The organism is Humibacillus xanthopallidus (assembly GCF_044793955.1).
Classification (GTDB): domain Bacteria; phylum Actinomycetota; class Actinomycetes; order Actinomycetales; family Dermatophilaceae; genus Humibacillus; species Humibacillus xanthopallidus_C.
The window spans coordinates 1329836-1348519 of record NZ_CP084995.1 but is presented as its reverse complement, the minus strand read 5'-3'; the positions used below and the strand labels follow the sequence as shown (position 1 = coordinate 1348519).

Below are 18684 nucleotides of genomic sequence, written 5' to 3'. Positions count from 1 at the left end.
AACCTCCGGGTGTCGACAATTGAGCACTCGACCACACCTGCGCCCCCAAACAGCATCGAGTGCCCAGTTCCCGACGGGCGCTGGCGTCGGGACGCGGGCACTCGACGTGGCAGGTCAGGGGGTGGCGGAGTCCTCGCTCGCTGCGGCGAGCGCGCGCAGCGTCTCTCGCAGCGCGGCCTCGGCGTCGACGCCGTCGGCGCGAGCAGCCCCAACGAGCTCGAGCAGTCGGCCGCCCAGGCCGCCCGCAGCCACGGCCGCGTCGACCAGGTCGGAGCGACCGGCCTTGTCGAGCCGGCCGACGTACTTCTCGGCCCGGGCCAGGGCCGGCAACGACACCGGCACCCCTTCGACCGGGTGGGTGCGGTGCAGCTTCTCCTGCGACTTGATGGTCTCCCAGTTGGCGGCCACCGCGTCGGGGGTGTCGGCCTCGACGTCGGCGAAGACGTGCGGGTGTCGTCGCACGAGCTTGTCGACGAGGTCGCCCGCGACGTCGTCGATGTCGAAGGGCTGGCTCGGGTGCTCCTGCGCGACACGGGCCTGGAAGGCGATCTGCAGCAGGAGGTCGCCGAGCTCCTCCTGCATGTGGGCGGGGTCGCCGCTCTCGATCGCCTCGATCGCCTCGTGCGCCTCCTCGAGGAGGTAGGGCACCAGGCTGGCGTGGGTCTGCTCGGCGTCCCACGGGCACCCACCGGGCGAGCGGAGCCGGTCCATGACCGCCACGACGTCGAGGAGCCGGGCACCGGGCACGTCGAAGGAGCCGATGAGCAGCTCGACGTCGGGGGGATCGGGCAGCCGCGTCACCTCGACAGCGATCGCCTCACTGAGGCCGGGGTCGCCGTCGGACGACCCGACCCACACGACGGGCGACTCCCCCGCCGCCTCGGTCAGGCCGACGAGGGCTCGAGCGAGCACGGCCGGGTCGACGGCCGCACCGTCCTCGGGCGCCTCGACCGGGATACCCGCCTCGACCACGGCGGCGGTCTGGGGCTCGTCGGGGACGCCCCACACGGCATACGCCTGCTCGAGGGTGGCCCACGCCTCGCGGGTGAGCAGCCCCGGGGCGATCCGCGGGGTGGAGACGAGCAGGACGAGGCGTCCGCCCGCAGCAGTCGGGACGGCGCTCAGGAGGCGGGCGCCGCGGCCTCGGGGGCCACGGGCTTGATCCAGTTGGGCGTCGACGGCCCGATCGAGAAGTAGACCGGGCCCTGGTCGGAGGGCACGATCTCGCCGAAGCGGGGGTTGACCGAGATCTCCGCCTTCTGCAGGTCGGTGCGGTAGGCCTCCATCTGGGCCGGCGTCATCGTCTGCGACTGGATGAGCGAGACGGCGGCGACGAAGTCCTTGGTCGACTCGGTCGCGTCGGGGATGGCCGTCATGACCTGGGCGTAGGTCTCGTCGGGCTTCCAGCCGCCCGACGGCGCGACCGCGCTCTCGAGCAGGGGCGCCGCGATGAGGGCGGTGAGCACGACGTTCTCGGTGAAGTCGTAGCGCGCGGTCTGCAGCTGCTCGTAGGTCGTCTGCACGTCGGTCTGCGAGATGACCTCGCCGTTGACGACGGCCGCGGCCTGCTGCCGGGTCTGGAACCCGCACCCTCCGAGGAACGCGACGGCGGTGGCTCCGGCCACGAGCGCAGCGGCGAGTCGCCGGGGCGACCGGGCAGACCGTGCTGACCGTGCGGACCGGACCGGACGTGCCGGTCGTGCGGACAGAGCCTTCACTGGTTTCCTCCTCTGGCGGATGCGTCAGTCATCCTACGATGCCCCGGCCCCGGCGCTCACCACGGCATGGCCGGCCGCGATGTCGTCGAGCAGCACGGCGGTGATGAGCTGACGCGCCCAGGCGAGCACCTCGACGTCACGCAACGGCTTGCCACCGACCCGGGCCGTCATCGGGGCCGGCACGAGCATCGTGCCGAGCGCCTCCTTGACGAGCGTGCCGGGGTAGAGGCGCTGGAGACGCAGCTGCTGGCTCTCGCGCAGGTCCTTGACCGGGCCGAAGCGCACGACCTTGCCCTGCAGGCCGATGTCACCGATGTGGGCCTGCCGGGCGACGACCCGGAGCCGGGCGACCTCGAGGAGGTTGCGCACCGGCTCGGGCGGGGCGCCGTAGCGGTCGCGCAGCTCGGCCTCGATCTCGTCGACGCCCGCGTCGCTCTCGACGGAGGCGAGCTTTTTGTAGGCCTCGAGGCGCAGCCGCTCCCCCGGCACGTAGTCGTGCGGGAGGTGGGCGTTGACCGGCAGCTCGATCTTGATCTCGGCCGGGACGTCGGACGTCTCGCCGCGGAAGTCGGCGACCGCCTCACCGATGAGCCGCACGTAGAGGTCGAAGCCGACCCCCTGGATGTGGCCCGACTGCTCGCCACCGAGGAGGTTGCCGGCGCCGCGGATCTCGAGGTCCTTCATGGCGACTGCCATGCCGGATCCGAGGTCGGTGTTGCTCGCGATCGTGCGCAGCCGGTCGTGCGCCGTCTCGGTCATCGGCTTCTCGGGCGGGTAGAGGAAGTAGGCGTAGGCGCGCTCGCGACCGCGCCCGACGCGTCCGCGCAGCTGGTGCAGCTGCGAGAGGCCGAGCATGTCGGAGCGCTCGACGATGAGGGTGTTGGCGTTGCTGATGTCGAGGCCGGTCTCGACGATCGTCGTGCAGACCAGCACGTCGAAGCGCTTCTCCCAGAAGTCCTCGACGACGGCCTCGAGCTTGTGCTCGCCCATCTGGCCATGGGCGGTTGCGATGCGCGCCTCGGGCACGAGCTCGCGCAGGCGGAGGGCAGCCTTCTCGATGCTGCTCACCTTGTTGTGGACGAAGAAGACCTGCCCCTCGCGCAGCAGCTCGCGTCGGATGGCGGCGGTGATCTGCTTCTCGTCGTAGGCACCGACGAAGGTGAGCACCGGGTGCCGCTCCTCGGGCGGGGTGGCGAGGGTCGACATCTCGCGGATGCCGGTCACCGCCATCTCGAGCGTGCGCGGGATGGGCGTCGCCGACATCGACAGCACGTCGACGGCGGTGCGCATCGTCTTGAGCAGCTCTTTGTGCTCGACGCCGAAGCGCTGCTCCTCGTCGATGACGACGAGGCCGAGGTCCTTGAACGTCACGTCCTTGGCGAGCAGGCGGTGCGTGCCGATGACGAGGTCGATGGTGCCGTCGGCCATGCCGGCCATGACCTCCTTGGCCTCCTTGTCGCTCTGGAAGCGCGAGAGGGATGCGACCTTGACGGGGAACTGCGCGTAGCGCTCGGCGAAGGTCTGCTGGTGCTGGCTGACGAGCAGGGTCGTCGGCACCAGCACCGCCACCTGCTTGCCGTCCTGGATCGCCTTGAAGGCGGCGCGCACCGCGATCTCGGTCTTGCCGTAGCCGACGTCGCCGCAGATGAGCCGGTCCATCGGGACCTGCTTCTCCATGTCGGCCTTGACCTCGTCGATGCTGATCAGCTGGTCGGGCGTCTCGACGTAGCCGAAGGCCTCCTCGAGCTCGCGCTGCCACGGGCTGTCGGGCGCGAAGGCATGCCCTCGAGTCGCCTGACGGGCGCTGTAGAGCCGGATGAGGTCGGCAGCGATCTGCTTGACGTAGCGCTTGGCCCGCGACTTCGTCTTGGTCCAGTCGGAGCCGCCCATCTTGTTGAGGCTGGGCTCCTCGCCGCCGACGTACTTCGTCACCTGGTCGAGCTGGTCGGTCGGCACGTAGAGGCGGTCGCCCGGCTGGCCGCGCTTGCTCGGGGCGTACTCGATGACGAGGTACTCGCGGGTGGCGCCCGCGACCGTGCGCTGCATCATCTCGACGAAGCGGCCGACACCGTGCTGCTCGTGCACGACGAAGTCGCCCGGCCGCAGCTGGAGCGGGTCGACCTGGTTGCGGCGGCGTGACGGCATGCGCCGCATGTCCTTGGTGGAGGTGCCGGAGCCGGGCTGGCCGGTGAGGTCGGTCTCGGTCACGACCTCGAGGCGCGCGCCCTCGTGGGTGAACCCACGACCCAGCGGCGCGGTGGTGACCCCGACGTGCCCGGGCTCCACGGTGTCGGCCGCGGCCGAGAGCGACTGCACCGCCACCTCGTGCTCGCGCAGCACCTCCTCGACGCGCTTGGCGAGGCCCGGCCCCTCGGTGACGACGGTGACCCGCCAGCCGTCCGCGACCCGCGAGCGCAGGTGTGCGACGGCGCGCTCGGTGTCGCCGCGGAAGGCCTCGGTGTCGACGGTGCGCACGGCGAGCCGCTCGTCGACGTCGTCGTCCTCGATGACCAGCTCTTCGTCGGCGGCGAACGGGGTGAGCGTCCACCACGAACGGTCGTGCGCGGTGGCATGGGCGCGCACCTGGGCGAGGGTCCAGTAGGAGGCGCCGCCGAGCAGTGACTGCAGGTCGACGGGCACCTGGTTGCCCGCCGCCGCATTGGCCCAGCTGGCCTCGAGGAACTCGTCGCTCGTCGCGACGAGGTCGTGGGCGCGGCGCCGGATGCGCTCTGGGTCGGCGAGCAGCACGACGGTGCTCGCGGGCAGCACGTCGAGCACGGACTCCATGCCCTCGACGAGGGCGGGGGCGAGCGACTCCATGCCCTCGACGGCGATGCCCTCGGCGACCTTTGCGAGCATCTCGGAGACGCCGGGCAGCTGGTCGGCGAGCGCCTTGGCCCGGGCGCGCACGTCGGTGGTGAGCAGCAGCTCACGGCAGGGGGGCGCCCAGAGGCCGTGCTCGGCGACCTCGAGCGAGCGCTGGTCGGCGACCTTGAACCAGCGCACCTCCTCGACCGTGTCACCCCAGAACTCGATGCGGACCGGGTGCTCCTCGGTCGGCGGGAAGACGTCGAGGATGCCGCCGCGCACGGCGAACTCGCCCCGCCGCTCGACGAGGTCGGTGCGGGTGTAGGCGGCGGCCACGAGGGCGTCGACGACGTCGGGCAGCGGGCGCTCGTCTCCGGGTCGCAACGCGACCGGAACGAGCTCGCCGAGCCCCTTGGTCAACGGCTGCAGGACCGCGCGCACGGGCGCCACGACCACCGACAGGGGGCCGTATGCCGTGTCGTGCGGATCGGGGTGCGCGATCCGTCGCAGCACGGCGAGGCGCCGACCGACGGTGTCGCTGCGGGGAGAGAGTCGCTCGTGGGGCAGCGTCTCCCACGAGGGGAAGACCGCGACGCGCTCGGGCGGTAGGAACGCGCCGAGCGAGGCGGCGAGATCCTCGGCCTCGCGCGTCGTCGCCGTGACGACGACGACCGGTGCGGCCTCGGGGCCCACCTGGGCCTGTTGCGCGAGCGCAGCGACGAGGAAGGGCCGGGTGCCGTCGCTCGCCGACACGTCGACGAGGCGTGAGCGACCGACCTGCTGGAGGACGTGGTGGACATCGGGGAGCGCCCTGAAGGCGGACAGCAGAGGATGCGACATCAGACTCACCAGTCTAGGCGGCGCCGCCGACGGCCCCGTCCCCTGAGGGTCGGGGCTCAGCGCGGGGCGTGGAAGCGCTGCTGCGCGTCGAGCAGACCCACGTCGATGAGGGCCTCGACCGCGTCGGCAGCGTCATCGAGCAGGAAGGGGAGCACCTCGGTGCGCTCGGCCTTGGAGAAGTCCTTGAGCACGAAGTCGGCGGGATCCTGCCGGCCGGGCGGGCGGCCGATGCCGAGGCGGACGCGGAGGTAGTCCTTGGAGCCGACGGACTGCGAGATCGAGCGCAGGCCGTTGTGGCCGCCCTCTCCCCCGCCCTGCTTGAGGCGCACGAGCCCGGGGTCGATGTCGAGCTCGTCGTGCAGCACGATGAGTCGCTCGACGGGCACGTCGTAGTACTTGAGCAGCGCCGAGACCGGTCCGCCCGAGACGTTCATGTAGGTGGACGGCACGGCGAGCACGACCTTGGGGCCGGGAACGCGAAGGCGCACTTCGGCCACGCGCGCGCGGGCCTTGTGCGCCTTGAACGAGGCTCGTCCGCCCGCGGCGCCGGTGGCGTCGCGGGCAGCGAGACCCTCGACGGCCATGGCGCCGACGTTGTGTCGGTTACCGGCGTAGTCCGGACCGGGGTTGCCGAGTCCGACGACGAGCCAGGTGTCCATGACCTTCCTCGATGCGTAGTGCGGGCGATGCGCCCACGCGACCGGGCGGCATACGACTGCCGCCCGGCGCGTGGACGCGAATCAGCTGGTGGCTCAGGCCTCGTCGCTCTTGGCGTCGCCCTCGGCGGGCTCGCCACCCTCGGACTCGGCAGCCTCGGCGGACTCGGCAGCCTCCTCGTCGGACTCCTCGCGCTCGATGCCGGCCTCGGCCTCGGCCTCGGCGAGCTCGGCCTCGAGGGCCTCCTCGGAGATGGCCTGCGTGACGTTGACGACGAGGGCGTCCTCGTCGGTGACGAGGGTCGCACCCTCGGGCAGCTCGACGGCGCCGGCGAGGATCTGCGTGCCGGCCGCGAGGCCCTCGACCGAGACGACGACGTTCTCGGGGATGTTGGTCGCGAGGACCTCGAGCTGGAGGGAGTTGTTGTCGAGCGTGACGACGGTCTCGGGAGCGGCCTCGCCCTCGAGGTGCACGGAGACGTCGACGGTGACCTTCTCGCCCTTGCGGACGACGACGAGGTCGACGTGGTCGATGACCGGCTTGATCGGGTCGCGCTGCACGTCCTTGGCCAGGGCGAGCTGCTCGTCACCGTCGATGACGATGGTGAGCAGGGCGTTGGCCTGCTTGAGGGCCATCATCGTGTCGTGGCCCGGCAGCGAGATGTGCACGGGCTCGGTGCCGTGGCCGTACATGACGGCGGGGATGTTGCCGGCGCGGCGGATCTTGCGGGCGGCGCCCTTGCCGAAGTCGGTGCGCTTCGCAGCGGTGAGCTTGGTGCTGTCGGACACGGGGAGTCTCCTGGAGATCGGGGGGTTGAGGCGATGGTCGGCCTCGACGCGGGACGCCGCGCGGGTGTTCGGTCGGGGATGTCGTGGTCCGCACGCAGAGGCGGACCTGACCGCAAGCACGCGCTGGTCAGGTCGCCCGCGTCGATCACGGACTGCGTCGTGACCGGCCGAAGCCAGCCGTGCGCCGTCCCTCGCCGAGGCAACTGCTCGATCTTACGGGACGGTGCGGCCCGCCACGAAATCTGCCGGGACCAGGGCCCAGGGGGCGCCGGACCGGGTGATCGCGACCGCGTCGGTGAAGGTGCCGCCCGTGGCGCGCCGGAAGGACAGGCGCAGCTCGGTGGGCGTCGCGCGCGCGTCGAGGACGCCATGGGTGGGATCGGCGTTGGCGGCCGAGACCGCCGCGAAGTACGGAGCCTCGGCGTCCGCGCGTCGGGTCGACCGCAGCGCCGTGCCGCCCGTGCCCACCGTGACGAAGACGGTGCCGGCCCCGGCGACGAGGGCGTCATCGGCGTCGGCCACGCACGCCGGCGTGAACGAGCCGATCGTGATGCGCGGGCAGCCGGGCCCCTCGTCCAGCTGCCGGGTGCGCTCGTACATGTGCTCGTGACCGGAGATCACGAGGTCGACGCGCTCGGACACCAGCAGGTGGAGCAGGTCGGGGCCGACGTCGCAGGAGTGGACGCCGGTCGAGAGGCAGGGCTTGTGCATGCCGACGACGACCCAGGGCACGCCCGCGCTGCGCGCGCCGTCGATGGCCGCCGCCGTCCAGGCGAAGCGGTCCGAGCCCGCGGTGTAGGTCCAGGTGCCGTCGGGGAAGGTGATCGCCGGCGAGATCATGACGAAGCGCACGAGGGGCGCGCCCTGCGGGAGGTCGACGTAGTACTGACCCGGGTAGCTGCCGACGAGACCCGGCAGCCGGTTGGGCAGGCACTCGGCGAAGGCTGCGATGGCGCCGTTGCTCCCGTCGCTTTCGTGGTTGCCCGGCAGCAGCTGGAACGGCAAGTCCGGCCCCACCCGGTCGGTGACGAAGCGGCACCACTGGTCCTCCTCGCCGGGCCGGCCGTAGGACAGGTCGCCGAGGGCGAAGTGGACGTCGGGGTCGCTGGCGCGGATCGTCTCGAGCACGCTGCCCGTGTCGTCGGTCGCGCCGTAGTCGCCCGCCGCCGTGAAGCGCAGCTCTCCCGCCGGCGCGGTCGGTGTGGTGGGGCTGGTCGGGGCGGCGCCGGCGGTCGGGCCCACGGCCGGCACCGCGACGCACGCCGCGACCCCGGAGAGGAGCAGCACCCCCAGCAACAGGCTCATGCCCGTGCGCCCGCGCATGGCGCCAGCCTATGTCGCGGGCGTGGACGCCGGCTCTCGGATCGCTGACGAGGGGCCACCGGGCGCCCGACGGGACTCGTCGGCCCGCACCGCGACCACCCCCGCGACGATGAGGGCGCCGCCGAGGAGCTGCACCGGGGCCGGCAGCTCGGCGAGCAGGATCCAGGCGAAGAGCACCGCGAAGAGCACCTCGGTCAGCGCGACGAACGAGGCCACCTTGGGCCCCAGCAGCCGCACCGCGACGATGCCGGTGACGTAGGCGAAGGCCGCGGCGACGAGGGCGATGACGAGGATCGGCACCCACCACGGCACGACGACGCCGCTCAGCACGACGTCGGACGCGCCCCGGGTGGTGTCGAGCAGGCCGCTGAGCCCGGCTGCCCAGAGCGCGAGGGCGCCCACGGCCAGGCCGCCACCGGCGAGCCCGAGCGCCGGAACGTCGTCGTCGACGTGGGCGGCGAGCAGGAAGTAGAGCACGAGGCAGACGGCGGCGCCGAGACCCCAGAGCACGCCGACGAGGCTCACCGTCGCACCACCCCCGACGACGTCGAGCACGAGCAGCAGACCGACGACGGCGAGCGCGACCCCGAGCACCGTGAGGCGTCGCGGGGTCTGCCGGTGGCGGCCCCAGAGCCAGAGCACGATGAGCACGGGCGCGAGGTACTCGAGCAGGAGGGCCACGCCGACCGAGAGGTGGGTGACCGCATAGAAGTAGGCGAGCTGGCACCCGGCCACCCCGGTGAGGCCGTAGCCGACGACGACCCACGCGTTGCGGCGCAGGGCCGCCCACCGTCCGCGCAGCGCGAGGAGGGTCGGCACGAGGAGCACGAGCGCCGCCAGGGTGATGCGCAGGGTGACGACCGATCCCGGCGCCCAGCCGGCGACGAGCAGCGACTTGGCGAAGGCGCCCGAGGTCGCGAAGGCCGCGGCCGAGACGAGGGCGACCGACAGCCCGACGACCGGGTGGCGCGGCGCCGCCCGGTGGAGCGGGGCCCGCGGGGCGGCTCCGGTCACTGCGCCACTCGTGGCCTCGAGCGCCATGACCCACCCCGTTCTCGTGCTGCGACACGCCCGCGCGGAACGATGTCAGGACCAAAATCGCTTACACTCATGACGCTATCCCTCGTCGACGTCAGGAGTCAAGATGGTCTTCACCCATGACACCGAAGCGGCGCTCGAAGGTGCGGCAGCGCTCGTCAACACGATGCCGGGCTCGGTGCCGGGCGACTCCAGCCCCGACACGTTGACCAGCCTCGAGCAGCTCGACGACCTCGTCGCCTCCCAGCGGTGGACCGGCCGCCACGACCGCGACGCCCGTGAGCTCGCCGCCGTGCGCGAGCTGCGCCCGCGACTGCGGGGGCTGTGGGAGCTCGACGAGGCAGGCGTCGTCGACCTCGTCAACGCCCTGCTCGCCGAGTCACGGGCCGTGCCCCAGCTCGTCGACCACGATGACGTCGGCTGGCACATCCACGCGACGCCGGCCGATGCACCGCTCGCCCAGCGGATGGCTGTCGAGGCCGCCATCGCCGCCATCGACGTCGTGCGCGCCGACGAGCTGCGCCGACTGCGCATCTGCGAGGCCGACGACTGCGACGACGTCGTCATCGATCTCTCGCGCAACCGGTCCCGTCGCTTCTGCGACGGCGGCTGCGCCGCGCGGGCCCACACTGCGGCCTACCGTGCGCGCTCCCGCAAGGCCGCAACAGCGACGTAACCCGGGCGAAACGCCCTGTGCCACAACGTCTGCGAGGTTCGGGTCGGCGCCACCCCCGAGGGCGCCCCGGTCCCCGGCCAACGTCGCCAACGTCGCCCACCTCCAGGCCGCCCGGTCTCGTCATGCAGGCACAGGAGCAACCACGTGACCCATCTCGAGCACCTCACACCACGGCGGATCGTCGCCGTCTTCCTCGTCCTCGCCCTCTGCGTCGCCTCGGCCGCGGCGACCTGGGCGCTCGGACGAAGCACGTCCGACCCCGTCGGCGCGGCCCCGGCCGGCAGGGTCGCCACCGCCGACCTCACGCCCGACCTCGCGAGCAACGTCGCCTACCAGCAGGCGCTCGTCGCAGCGCCCAGCGGCAAGCCCAAGGTGACGGTCATCGGCACCGGCGGCACCATCGCCGGCGTCGCGACCAACCGCGGCAGCTTCACCAACTACCGCGCGGGCCAGATCCCGATCGCCGACCTCGTCGACGACCTACGTCCCGAGATCGATGCGGTCGCAGAGGTCGACACGATCCAGTTCGGCAACAAGGGCTCGGGCGGCTACACGATCGCCGAGTTCCACGCCCTGACGCTCGCCGTCGAGAAGGCTCTCGAGACCTCGGACGGCGTCGTCGTCACGAGCGGCACCGACACGATGGAGGAGTTCGCCTACTGGCTCGACCTCACGGTGCAGAGCCGCAAGCCCGTCGTCATGACGGGGGCCATGCGGCCGACCGCTGCGGGCACCGTCGACGGTCCCGGCGTCATCGGCGCCGACGGACCCGCCAACCTCTACAACGCGATCACCCTCGCCGGCAGCCGGGTCACGACCTGCTTCGGCGCGGTCCTCATGCTCGGAGACGAGTTCCACGCGGCCCGCGACGTCACCAAGACGAGCTCCTACCGCATGGACACCTTCCAGACCCGCGAGCTCGGCGTGCTCGGCTGGATCGACGGCACCAACATCAAGGTCGGCCGGGCGCCGGCGCGCGTCGCCACCTGCGACAACCCGCAGCGCTGGAACACGCCGTTCGACCTGTCCAAGATCGCGGCGACCGACCTCCCGCGCACCGAGATCATCTACGGCTACCAGCAGGCGGGTGGCGAGGGCATCACCGGCTTCGCCGACGCCGGGGTCAAGGGCATCGTGACCGCGGGCACCGGGGCCGGCGGCATCTCGTCGGCGCAGTCCGCTGCTCGCACGGCAGCGGTTGCCAAGGGCGTCGTCTTCCTCAGCACGACGCGCACCGGCTCGGGATCCGTCTACGGCGGCACCACGGGCAGCGTCATCGCGGGCGACGACCTGCTCCCGCAGAAGGCACGACTGCTCCTCATGCTCAGCCTCGCCTACGCGGGGGGCGACGTCGCCAAGGTGCGCACCTGGGTGAGCACGATCGGCAACCCGGAGTGGGACACGCTGGCCAGCTCGGCGGGCACGCCGCCCGGCCAGCTCAAGCCCGCCGCGTGATCGGCTGAGCCACCGCACGAGGCGGTATGCCGCTGGGCCGGCCCAGCGGCATACCGCCTCCTCACGTCGTGGTGGCGACCCGGTCGGGTATGACCCAGGCGTGACTCGACGGTGGCTCTTCGCCGACCAGCTCGGCCCGCACTTCGCGCCCGGGCGCGACGGGGTGCTCCTCGTCGAGAGTCGGGCGGCCCTCGGCCGGCGGCGCTACCACCGGCAGAAGCTGCACCTGGTGCTCTCCGCCCTGCGCCACCGGGCGGCCGAGCTCGGCGACTCCGCCGTGGTGCTGCGCACCGACACCTACGGCGAGGCGCTCGCCGAGATCGGTGAGCCGGTGCGCGTCTACGAGCCCACGTCGCACGCCGCCGACGACTTCGTGCGCCGCCGACTCGCGTCGGGCGAGGTCGAGGGCATCGACCCCACCCCGGGATTCAGCCTGCCGAGGGAGGACTTCGCGCAGTGGGCGGGCGGGCGGCGGCGGCTGCGGATGGACGACTTCTACCGCTTCCAGCGCCAGCGGCTCGACCTGCTCGTCGAGGGAGACCGTCCCGTCGGTGGGCGCTGGTCCTTCGACGAGGACAACCGCGAGCCACCGCCCAAAGGCGCTGACACGCTCGGGGTGCCCGCGGCATACCGCCCTCGCGAGAGCGACATCGACGCCGAGGTGCGCGACGACCTCGACCGCTGGACCCGTGAGGACGGGCTCGAGACGGTCGGCGAGGACGGGCCGCGGCTCTTCGCCGTCACCCGGCGCGAGGCGCTGGCCGCGCTGGAGCGCTTCGTCACGCACCGGCTCGGCCCCTTCGGCCCGCACGAGGACGCGATGCTGCGCGGCGACTGGGCGATGGCCCACAGCCTGCTGTCCGTGCCGCTGAACCTCGGGCTGCTGAGCCCCGTCGAGGTGGCCGAGCGCGCGGTGCAGGCGCTGCACGACGGGGACGCGCCGCTCGCCTCCGTCGAGGGCTTCGTGCGGCAGGTCATCGGCTGGCGGGAGTACGTCTGGCACGTCTACTGGCACGCCGGGCCTGCCTACCGTCGGCGCAACGGTCTCGGGGCGAGGACCGCCCTGCCGGCGTGGTGGGGCGAGCTCGAGGCCGAGCGCGTCGACGCCGCCTGCCTCTCCGACGTGCTCGAGGGGGTGCGCGACCGCGGCTGGGTGCACCACATCCCCCGGCTCATGGTGCTCGGCAACTGGGCGGCGCAGCGCGGCTATGACCCGGACGCGCTCACCGAGTGGTTCCAGACCCGCTTCGTCGACGGCTACGACTGGGTGATGCCCGCCAACGTCGTCGGCATGAGCCAGCACGCCGACGGCGGCGCCATGGCGACCAAGCCCTACGTATCGGGCGGGGCCTACATCGACCGGATGAGCGACTACTGCGGCGGCTGCCGCTACAACCCCAGGAAGCGGGTCGGCGACGACGCCTGCCCCTTCACCGCCGGCTACTGGGCCTACCTCGACCGCAACGCCGACCGCCTCGAGGGCAACCACCGGATGGCTCGCCCGCTGCAGGGCCGCCACCGGCTCATCGACCTCGAAGCGCTCGTCGAGCAGGAGCGCGCGAGAGGCGACAGCCCACCCTGAGGGTCAGGCCTTTCCGTCGAAGAGGCTCGTGACCGAGCCGTCCTCGAAGACCTCCCGGATCGCCATCGAGACGAGCGGGGCGATCGAGAGCACCTTGAGCTTGTCGAAGCGGCGGTCCTCGGGGATCGGCAGGGTGTTGGTGACGACGACCTCGTCGACCTTGCAGGCCTTGAGCCGGTCGACGGCCGGACCCGAGAGGATCGCGTGCGTCGCGGCGATGACCACGGCCTCGGCGCCCTGCTGCATCAGCGCATCGGCGGCCTTGGTGATGGTGCCGGCCGTGTCGATCATGTCGTCGACGAGCACGCAGACGCGGCCCTTGATCTCGCCGACGACCCGGTTGGCGACGACCTCGTTGGGCCGGTTGATGTCGCGGGTCTTGTGGATGAAGGCGAGCGGCGCCCCGCCGAGGCGCGAGCTCCAGTCCTCGGCGACCTTGATGCGGCCCGCGTCGGGAGAGACGACGGCGAGGTCGAGGTGGCCGTACTTCGCGCCGACGTACTCGGCGAGGATCGGCATCGCCATGAGGTGGTCGACCGGCCCGTCGAAGAAGCCCTGGATCTGGGCGGTGTGCAGGTCGACCGCCATCAGCCGGTTGGCGCCGGCGGTCTTGAAGAGGTCGGCCATGAGCCGGGCCGAGATCGGCTCGCGGCCACGGTGCTTCTTGTCCTGCCGGGCGTAGCCGTAGAAGGGCAGCACGACGGTGATCCGCTTGGCCGAGGCGCGCTTGAGCGCGTCGATCATGATGAGCTGCTCCATGATCCACTCGTTGATGGGCGACGTGTGGCTCTGGATGACGAAGGCGTCGCAGCCGCGCACCGACTCCTCGTAGCGCACGTAGATCTCGCCGTTGGCGAAGTCGTAGGCGCTCGTCGGGACGAGCTCGGTGCCGAGCGCCGCAGCGACCTCCTGCGACAGCTGCGGGTGCGCCCGGCCCGAGAAGACCATGAGGTGCTTCTCGGTCGTCTTGTTGATGCCGCTCATCCGTTGGCGTCCTTCGGTTCGGTGCTGAGCTGGTCGGTGGCCGGCGCCTCGGCGGCTCCCGCGGTGCCCTCGGAAGCTCTCGAGGCGGCCCGGGCCGCCTCGTCCGTCGTCGTGCCCGCCCGGCGGCGGGCCACCCAGCCGTCGATGTTGCGCTGCTGCGCCCGGGTGACCGCGAGCTGACCGGGTTCCACGTCGCTGACGACAGCGGAGCCGGCCGCCACATAGACGCCGTCACCGATCGTGCGCGGCGCGACGATGACCGAGTTGCTGCCGACGAAGCTGTGCGCGCCGACCGTCGTGTGGCCCTTGGTCAACCCGTCGTAGTTGGCGAAGATCGTGCCCGCGCCGATATTGGCGCCGGGGCCGATGGTCGCGTCACCGCAGTAGCTGAGGTGCGGCACCTTGGCCCCGTCACCGATCTGGGCGTTCTTCGTCTCGACGAAGCCGCCGATCTTGCCGCCGGCGCCGAGGCGCGTGCCGGGTCGGAGGAAGGAGAACGGCCCGACCGTCGCGCCCGGACCGATCTCGGCGAGCTCGGCCTGGGTGCGCACGACGCTGGCGCCGTCGTCGACCTCGACGTCGCGCAGGGTCGTGTCGGGGCCGATGACGCAGTCGCGCCCGATCGAGGTCGCGCCGAGGATCTGCGTGCCGGGGTGCACGACCGTGTCGGGGCCGATCGTGACGTCGGCATCGATCCACGTCGTCGCGGGGTCGATGACGATGGCGCCCTCGCGCATCGCGGCCTCCACGGTGCGGCGGTTGAGCTCGGCGCCGAGACGGGCGAGCTGCACCTTGTCGTTGACGCCCTCGGTCTGCCAGAGGTCCTCGACGAGATGGGCCCGCACGCCGAGCCCGCGGCCCCGGGCGATGCCGATGACGTCGGTGAGGTACTTCTCGCCCTGCGCGTTGTCGGTGCCCACCTCGGCCAGGGCCTCACGCAGCAGCACCGCGTCGAAGGCATAGATCCCGCTGTTGACCTCGCGGATCGAGCGCTGCTCGTCGGTGGCGTCCTTCTGCTCGACGATAGCCGCGACGGTGCCGTCGTCGTCACGCAGCACCCGTCCGTAGCCGGACGGGTCGGGCAGCGTGGCCGTGATGATGGTGACGGCGTCGCGACTCGCGTGGTGCACGGCGACGAGCCCGTGCAGCGTCTCCGCGGTGAGCAACGGCACGTCGCCGTAGGTGACGACCACCGTGCCCTCGAGACCAGTCGGGAGGGCCTCGAGCGCACACTCGACGGCTCGACCGGTGCCCTTGACCTCGTCCTGGTCGGCGATGAGCACGTCGGGGTCGTGCTCGAGCACGTGCTCGGCGACCTGGTCGCGCTCGTGGCGCACGACGACGGCGAGGTGCTCGGGTCCGATGCCGCGGGCGGCCCGGAGGGCATGCCCCACGAGCGAGCGCCCGCCGATCGTGTGCAGCACCTTGGGGATCGTGGACTTCATGCGTGTGCCCTCGCCAGCAGCAAGGACGATCACGGCGATGGGCCGTGGATCGCTCACGGGTCGCAGCTCCTCTGTATCGGGATGCACGTCGGTGCGGTGCGGGTCCGAGCCTGCGGCTTCGGCATGCGCAGCCATGCTACTCGCGGGTCGACGGCGCACCGGCCCCCGTCCGGACCGGCCTGTCGACACACACCCGCTGCACCTCCCGCGGCCACGATGACGGCACCCACCGGATGAGAGACCTCTCACCGTGGCCTCTCCCTGACCTCATCCACCGGGGGCAGGATGGGATGAACCAGGGCAAGGTTCGCCTGGCCCGCGACGAGGGGATGCATCATGGCCGAGCCGAAGAACTGGGTCATCGTCGGCACGGCGACCGTGCTGGGGGTCGGCGGGTGCGCGCTCGCCCTCTCGCTCCACCCGGGTGACGGCTCGTTGCTCGGCGTGGTGCCTGCGGTGGTGCTGCCCGCGGAGGTCGACGGCTCGAGCGCACTGGCCGCGGCGACGGTCGCAGATGGCGTTGCTCTGGCCCCCCGCCGGGCCATGCTGGGCGACCCTGCGGGTGCCGCTCGCGGCGTGGGGGGCTGGTTCGCGCTCGAGGCCGGCAGCCTCCCCACCACGTCGGCGGCCTCCGCCGACACCGCTCCCGTGACCATCGCCGAGATCGCGCCCGACTCGTCGGTGAGGGCGAGCGCGGCTACCCCGCGTCGGGTCGAGGCGGCACCTCTTGCTCCCGCACCCCAGGTGGTGCCTGCACCCGTGCGACGGGTTGCGCAGCCCGTCCTCCCGGCCGCTCAGGCCTCTGCCGACAGCTCGGACTCGGCCGACTGAGCAGGCTGCCCACAGCAGGCGCTCCCCCGGCGCCCCCTCGAGAGCCGGTGCCGGCGCCCCTCCCCCAACCCGGCACCGGCTCTCCTCCCATGTCCGGACAAATCCGTCGCATCGCCCCTGCTTGGAGCGGGTTCGACTGCAATCACAGCGATATCCGGGTCGCGACACCCTGCCGTGCCTACACTCGCGACAGGGGTGACGGGGCACCCGTAGGGCAGTAGGCAGTGGGGTGGTGCGGGCGCAACATGAGATCGCGCTTGATGTCCAACAGGTCCGGAGTGGCGGCCGACGCCTTCCGCCGGTCGCGCACGGACCCACGACCGGCCACCGGCAGCGCCCCCGGCTGGCACCCGGCTCGCAGGTGGGTCGGACCGGCGCGGAGCTCCCGCGTGCGCATCCTCACGTCCTACGTCATCCTCCTCGCCTTCTGCGCCATCCTGTCCACGGTCGTGGCCCGCCAGGTGCTGACGCTCCGCCTCGAGGCGCGGGTCGAAGGTGAGCTGTCCCAGGAGATCCTCGAGCTCGACCGGCTGGTCCGAGACGGTCGTGACCCCGACACCGGTGCGGCGTTCACGTCGGCGGGCGCCCTGCTCGACCTCTATCTCGGACGGAATGTGACCAGTGAGGGCGAGGCCGTGCTGACGTTCGTCGACGGGCAGCAGCGATCCGCCTCGCTGGTCCGCTATCCCCTGCCGAGCGTCCCCGCCGCGGTGGCCGCCGACTGGCTGGCCGCCTCGCGGGGCCAGGGCAAGGACAACGTCGGTGGCGCGGACGCAGGATCCTACGAGACGACCCTCGGGACCGGGCACTTCCAGAGCCGTGCCTTCACGCTGGGGGACGAGTCGGGACTCTTCGTCGTGACGCGCCTGCCTGCCAGCGAGCTCAGGGAGATCAACGAGATCGGGCGTTTCGGACTGCTCGCCGACGTCGGGGTGCTGGCGCTCGCCACGCTGCTCGCCTGGCCGATCGCCGGGAGGGTGCTGGCCCCGGTGCGCCAGCTCACGGAGACTGCACAGGCCATCAGCGAGTCGGACATGACGAGCCGCGTGCCGGTGCAGACCACCGGCGAGGCGGCCGAGATGGCCCGGAGCTTCAACGCGATGCTCGACCGCCTCGAGCAGGTGCTCGCGAGCCAGCGGGAGTTCGTGCGGCGCGCCGGCCACGAGATGCGCGACCCGCTCGCGATCTGCCGTGGACACCTCGAGCTGCTCGACCACGACGCACCCGACGCCGAGGCCACGACCCGACTCGTGATGGACGAGCTCGACCGGATGGCCCGCCTCGTCGGGGACCTCGAGATCCTCGCGGACTCGGAGCAACGGGACTTCGTGCGACCCGAGCCGCTGGCGCTCGACCTGCTGACGCACGAGCTCGTCGCCAAGTCCACGGTGATGGGCAGGCGCCACTGGGCACTCGACGCTGCCGCCGACGTCACGGTGCTCGCTGACCGGCACCGGCTCACCGAGGCCGTGATGAACCTCGTGCACAACGCCGTGATGCACACCTCCGAGCGCGACACCATCGCCATCGGAACGGCCGCCGACGGTGACGAGTGGCAGCTGTGGGTCCGTGACACCGGGGTCGGCCTCCCCGCCGAGCCGGAGCTCTTCGAGCCCTACGTGCGTGGGGACCTCGCCCGCGCGCGCTACCAGGGTGCGGGTCTGGGCCTCGCGATCGTACGGCTCGTTGCCGAGTCACACGGTGGGCGGGTGAAGGTCGACGGGCTGCCGGGGCTGGGCGCGACCTTCACGATGATCATGCCGGTGCGGCCACCATCCCTCGCGAGGGCCGACGGTCCCGAGGACGGCAACGAGGGCACCGTATGACCCGCGTGCTCGTCGTCGAGGACGACGTCCGGATCTCGTCCTTCATCGAGAAGGGGCTTCGGGCATCCGGCTACGTCGCGACCGTTGCCGACCGCGCCGACCTGGCCGAGAGCCTCTGTGCCACGGAGCAGTTCGACGTCGTCATCCTCGACATGGGACTCCCCCGAGGTGACGGGCTGGAGGTCCTCAAGACCATCCGTGGCCAAGGCAGCTCCATGCCCGTCATCGTGCTGACCGGCCTCGCGGAACGCGACGTCGTGACGTGCCTCGAAGCCGGCGCAGACGACTACATGCGCAAGCCGTTCGCCTTCGACGAGCTCCTGGCCAGAGTGCGAACCCGCTTGCGTGACAGCGGGACCCAGTCGAGCTTCGTGCTCGAGGCCGGAGGCATCCGGTTGGACCTGCACACGAGGCGGGCCGAGCACCACGGTCGCAGGCTCGAGTTCACCAACCGCGAGTTCGCCCTGCTCGAGACCTTCATGCGGCACGCCGACCACGTGCTGACCCGTGAGCAGCTGCTCTCGCAGGTGTGGGGCTACGACTTCGACCCCACGACCAACCTCGTCAACGTTTACATCAACACCTTGCGCAAGAAGATCGGCGCCGAGATGATCCAGACCGTTCGTGGGGCCGGCTACCGCTTCTCGGTCGACGCCGGCCGTATGGCGCCGGCCGATGACGCCGGAAGATAAGAAAGCGCTCATCGTCACCTG

At 71.8% G+C, this 18684-nt stretch carries 15 protein-coding genes; 6 read left to right on the top strand and 9 right to left on the bottom strand.

Annotation, left to right across the window (positions count from 1 at the left end; genetic code table 11):
* Window positions 1-114 precede the first annotated feature (114 nt).
* The 7 genes from LG278_RS06075 to LG278_RS06045 all read right to left on the bottom strand — a co-directional run bounded on the left by LG278_RS06075 (window position 115) and on the right by LG278_RS06045 (window position 9175).
* The gene (locus tag LG278_RS06075; RefSeq protein ID WP_404391940.1) at window positions 115-1008 is read right to left on the bottom strand and encodes a MazG family protein; all 894 of its coding nucleotides are present in this window, start codon (window positions 1006-1008) and stop codon (window positions 115-117) included.
* Between the two features lie 113 nt (window positions 1009-1121).
* A complete protein-coding gene (locus LG278_RS06070) occupies window positions 1122-1625 on the bottom strand; it encodes a hypothetical protein (RefSeq protein WP_404391938.1) in 504 nt (167 codons plus the stop codon).
* 126 nt (window positions 1626-1751) lie between these two features.
* Window positions 1752-5366 carry a transcription-repair coupling factor gene (gene mfd / locus LG278_RS06065; RefSeq protein WP_404391936.1) on the bottom strand — a complete coding sequence of 1205 codons (3615 nt, stop codon included), beginning with the start codon at window positions 5364-5366 and terminating at the stop codon, window positions 1752-1754.
* A gap of 56 nt (window positions 5367-5422) precedes the next feature.
* Window positions 5423-6025, bottom strand: coding sequence for an aminoacyl-tRNA hydrolase (gene pth / locus LG278_RS06060; protein WP_404391934.1), 603 nt, complete (start codon window positions 6023-6025; stop codon window positions 5423-5425).
* A 93-nt stretch (window positions 6026-6118) separates the two neighbouring features.
* A complete protein-coding gene (locus tag LG278_RS06055) occupies window positions 6119-6811 on the bottom strand; it encodes a 50S ribosomal protein L25/general stress protein Ctc (RefSeq protein ID WP_404391932.1) in 693 nt (230 codons plus the stop codon).
* Window positions 6812-7024: 213 nt separating this feature from the next.
* Window positions 7025-8134, bottom strand: a complete 1110-nt coding sequence (locus tag LG278_RS06050) for a metallophosphoesterase (RefSeq protein WP_404391930.1) — start codon at window positions 8132-8134, stop codon at window positions 7025-7027.
* 9 nt (window positions 8135-8143) lie between these two features.
* Window positions 8144-9175 (bottom strand): EamA family transporter, encoded by a 1032-nt coding sequence (locus LG278_RS06045; RefSeq protein ID WP_404391928.1) that lies wholly within the window; start codon window positions 9173-9175, stop codon window positions 8144-8146.
* Window positions 9176-9278: 103 nt separating this feature from the next.
* On the opposite strand from LG278_RS06045, the gene LG278_RS06040 reads away from it, so the two are divergent.
* From LG278_RS06040 to LG278_RS06030, 3 genes are all read left to right on the top strand, one after another.
* Window positions 9279-9848: a CGNR zinc finger domain-containing protein gene (locus tag LG278_RS06040; RefSeq protein ID WP_404391926.1), complete on the top strand. Its 570-nt coding sequence runs from the start codon at window positions 9279-9281 to the stop codon at window positions 9846-9848.
* Window positions 9849-9992: 144 nt separating this feature from the next.
* A complete protein-coding gene (locus LG278_RS06035) occupies window positions 9993-11303 on the top strand; it encodes an asparaginase (protein ID WP_404391924.1) in 1311 nt (436 codons plus the stop codon).
* 100 nt (window positions 11304-11403) lie between these two features.
* Entirely contained in the window at window positions 11404-12885 is a 1482-nt protein-coding gene (locus LG278_RS06030) for a cryptochrome/photolyase family protein (protein ID WP_404391922.1), read from the top strand.
* A 3-nt stretch (window positions 12886-12888) separates the two neighbouring features.
* On the opposite strand, the gene LG278_RS06025 is transcribed toward LG278_RS06030, so the two are convergent.
* Together LG278_RS06025 and glmU are read right to left on the bottom strand one after the other, a co-directional pair.
* Complete coding sequence (locus LG278_RS06025) at window positions 12889-13869, bottom strand: ribose-phosphate diphosphokinase (RefSeq protein ID WP_404391920.1); 981 nt, start codon at window positions 13867-13869, stop codon at window positions 12889-12891.
* Complete coding sequence (gene glmU, locus LG278_RS06020; RefSeq protein WP_404391918.1) at window positions 13866-15314, bottom strand: bifunctional UDP-N-acetylglucosamine diphosphorylase/glucosamine-1-phosphate N-acetyltransferase GlmU; 1449 nt, start codon at window positions 15312-15314, stop codon at window positions 13866-13868. Before glmU ends, LG278_RS06025 begins: the two co-directional genes overlap by 4 nt.
* A 336-nt stretch (window positions 15315-15650) precedes the next feature.
* On the opposite strand from glmU, the gene LG278_RS06015 reads away from it, so the two are divergent.
* The 3 genes from LG278_RS06015 to LG278_RS06005 all read left to right on the top strand — a co-directional run bounded on the left by LG278_RS06015 (window position 15651) and on the right by LG278_RS06005 (window position 18663).
* Entirely contained in the window at window positions 15651-16145 is a 495-nt protein-coding gene (locus LG278_RS06015; protein WP_404391916.1) for a hypothetical protein, read from the top strand.
* 260 nt (window positions 16146-16405) lie between these two features.
* Window positions 16406-17971 (top strand): ATP-binding protein, encoded by a 1566-nt coding sequence (locus tag LG278_RS06010; protein ID WP_404391914.1) that lies wholly within the window; start codon window positions 16406-16408, stop codon window positions 17969-17971.
* Window positions 17968-18663, top strand: a complete 696-nt coding sequence (locus LG278_RS06005; RefSeq protein WP_404391912.1) for a response regulator transcription factor — start codon at window positions 17968-17970, stop codon at window positions 18661-18663. Before LG278_RS06010 ends, LG278_RS06005 begins: the two co-directional genes overlap by 4 nt.
* Window positions 18664-18684: the final 21 nt, after the last annotated feature.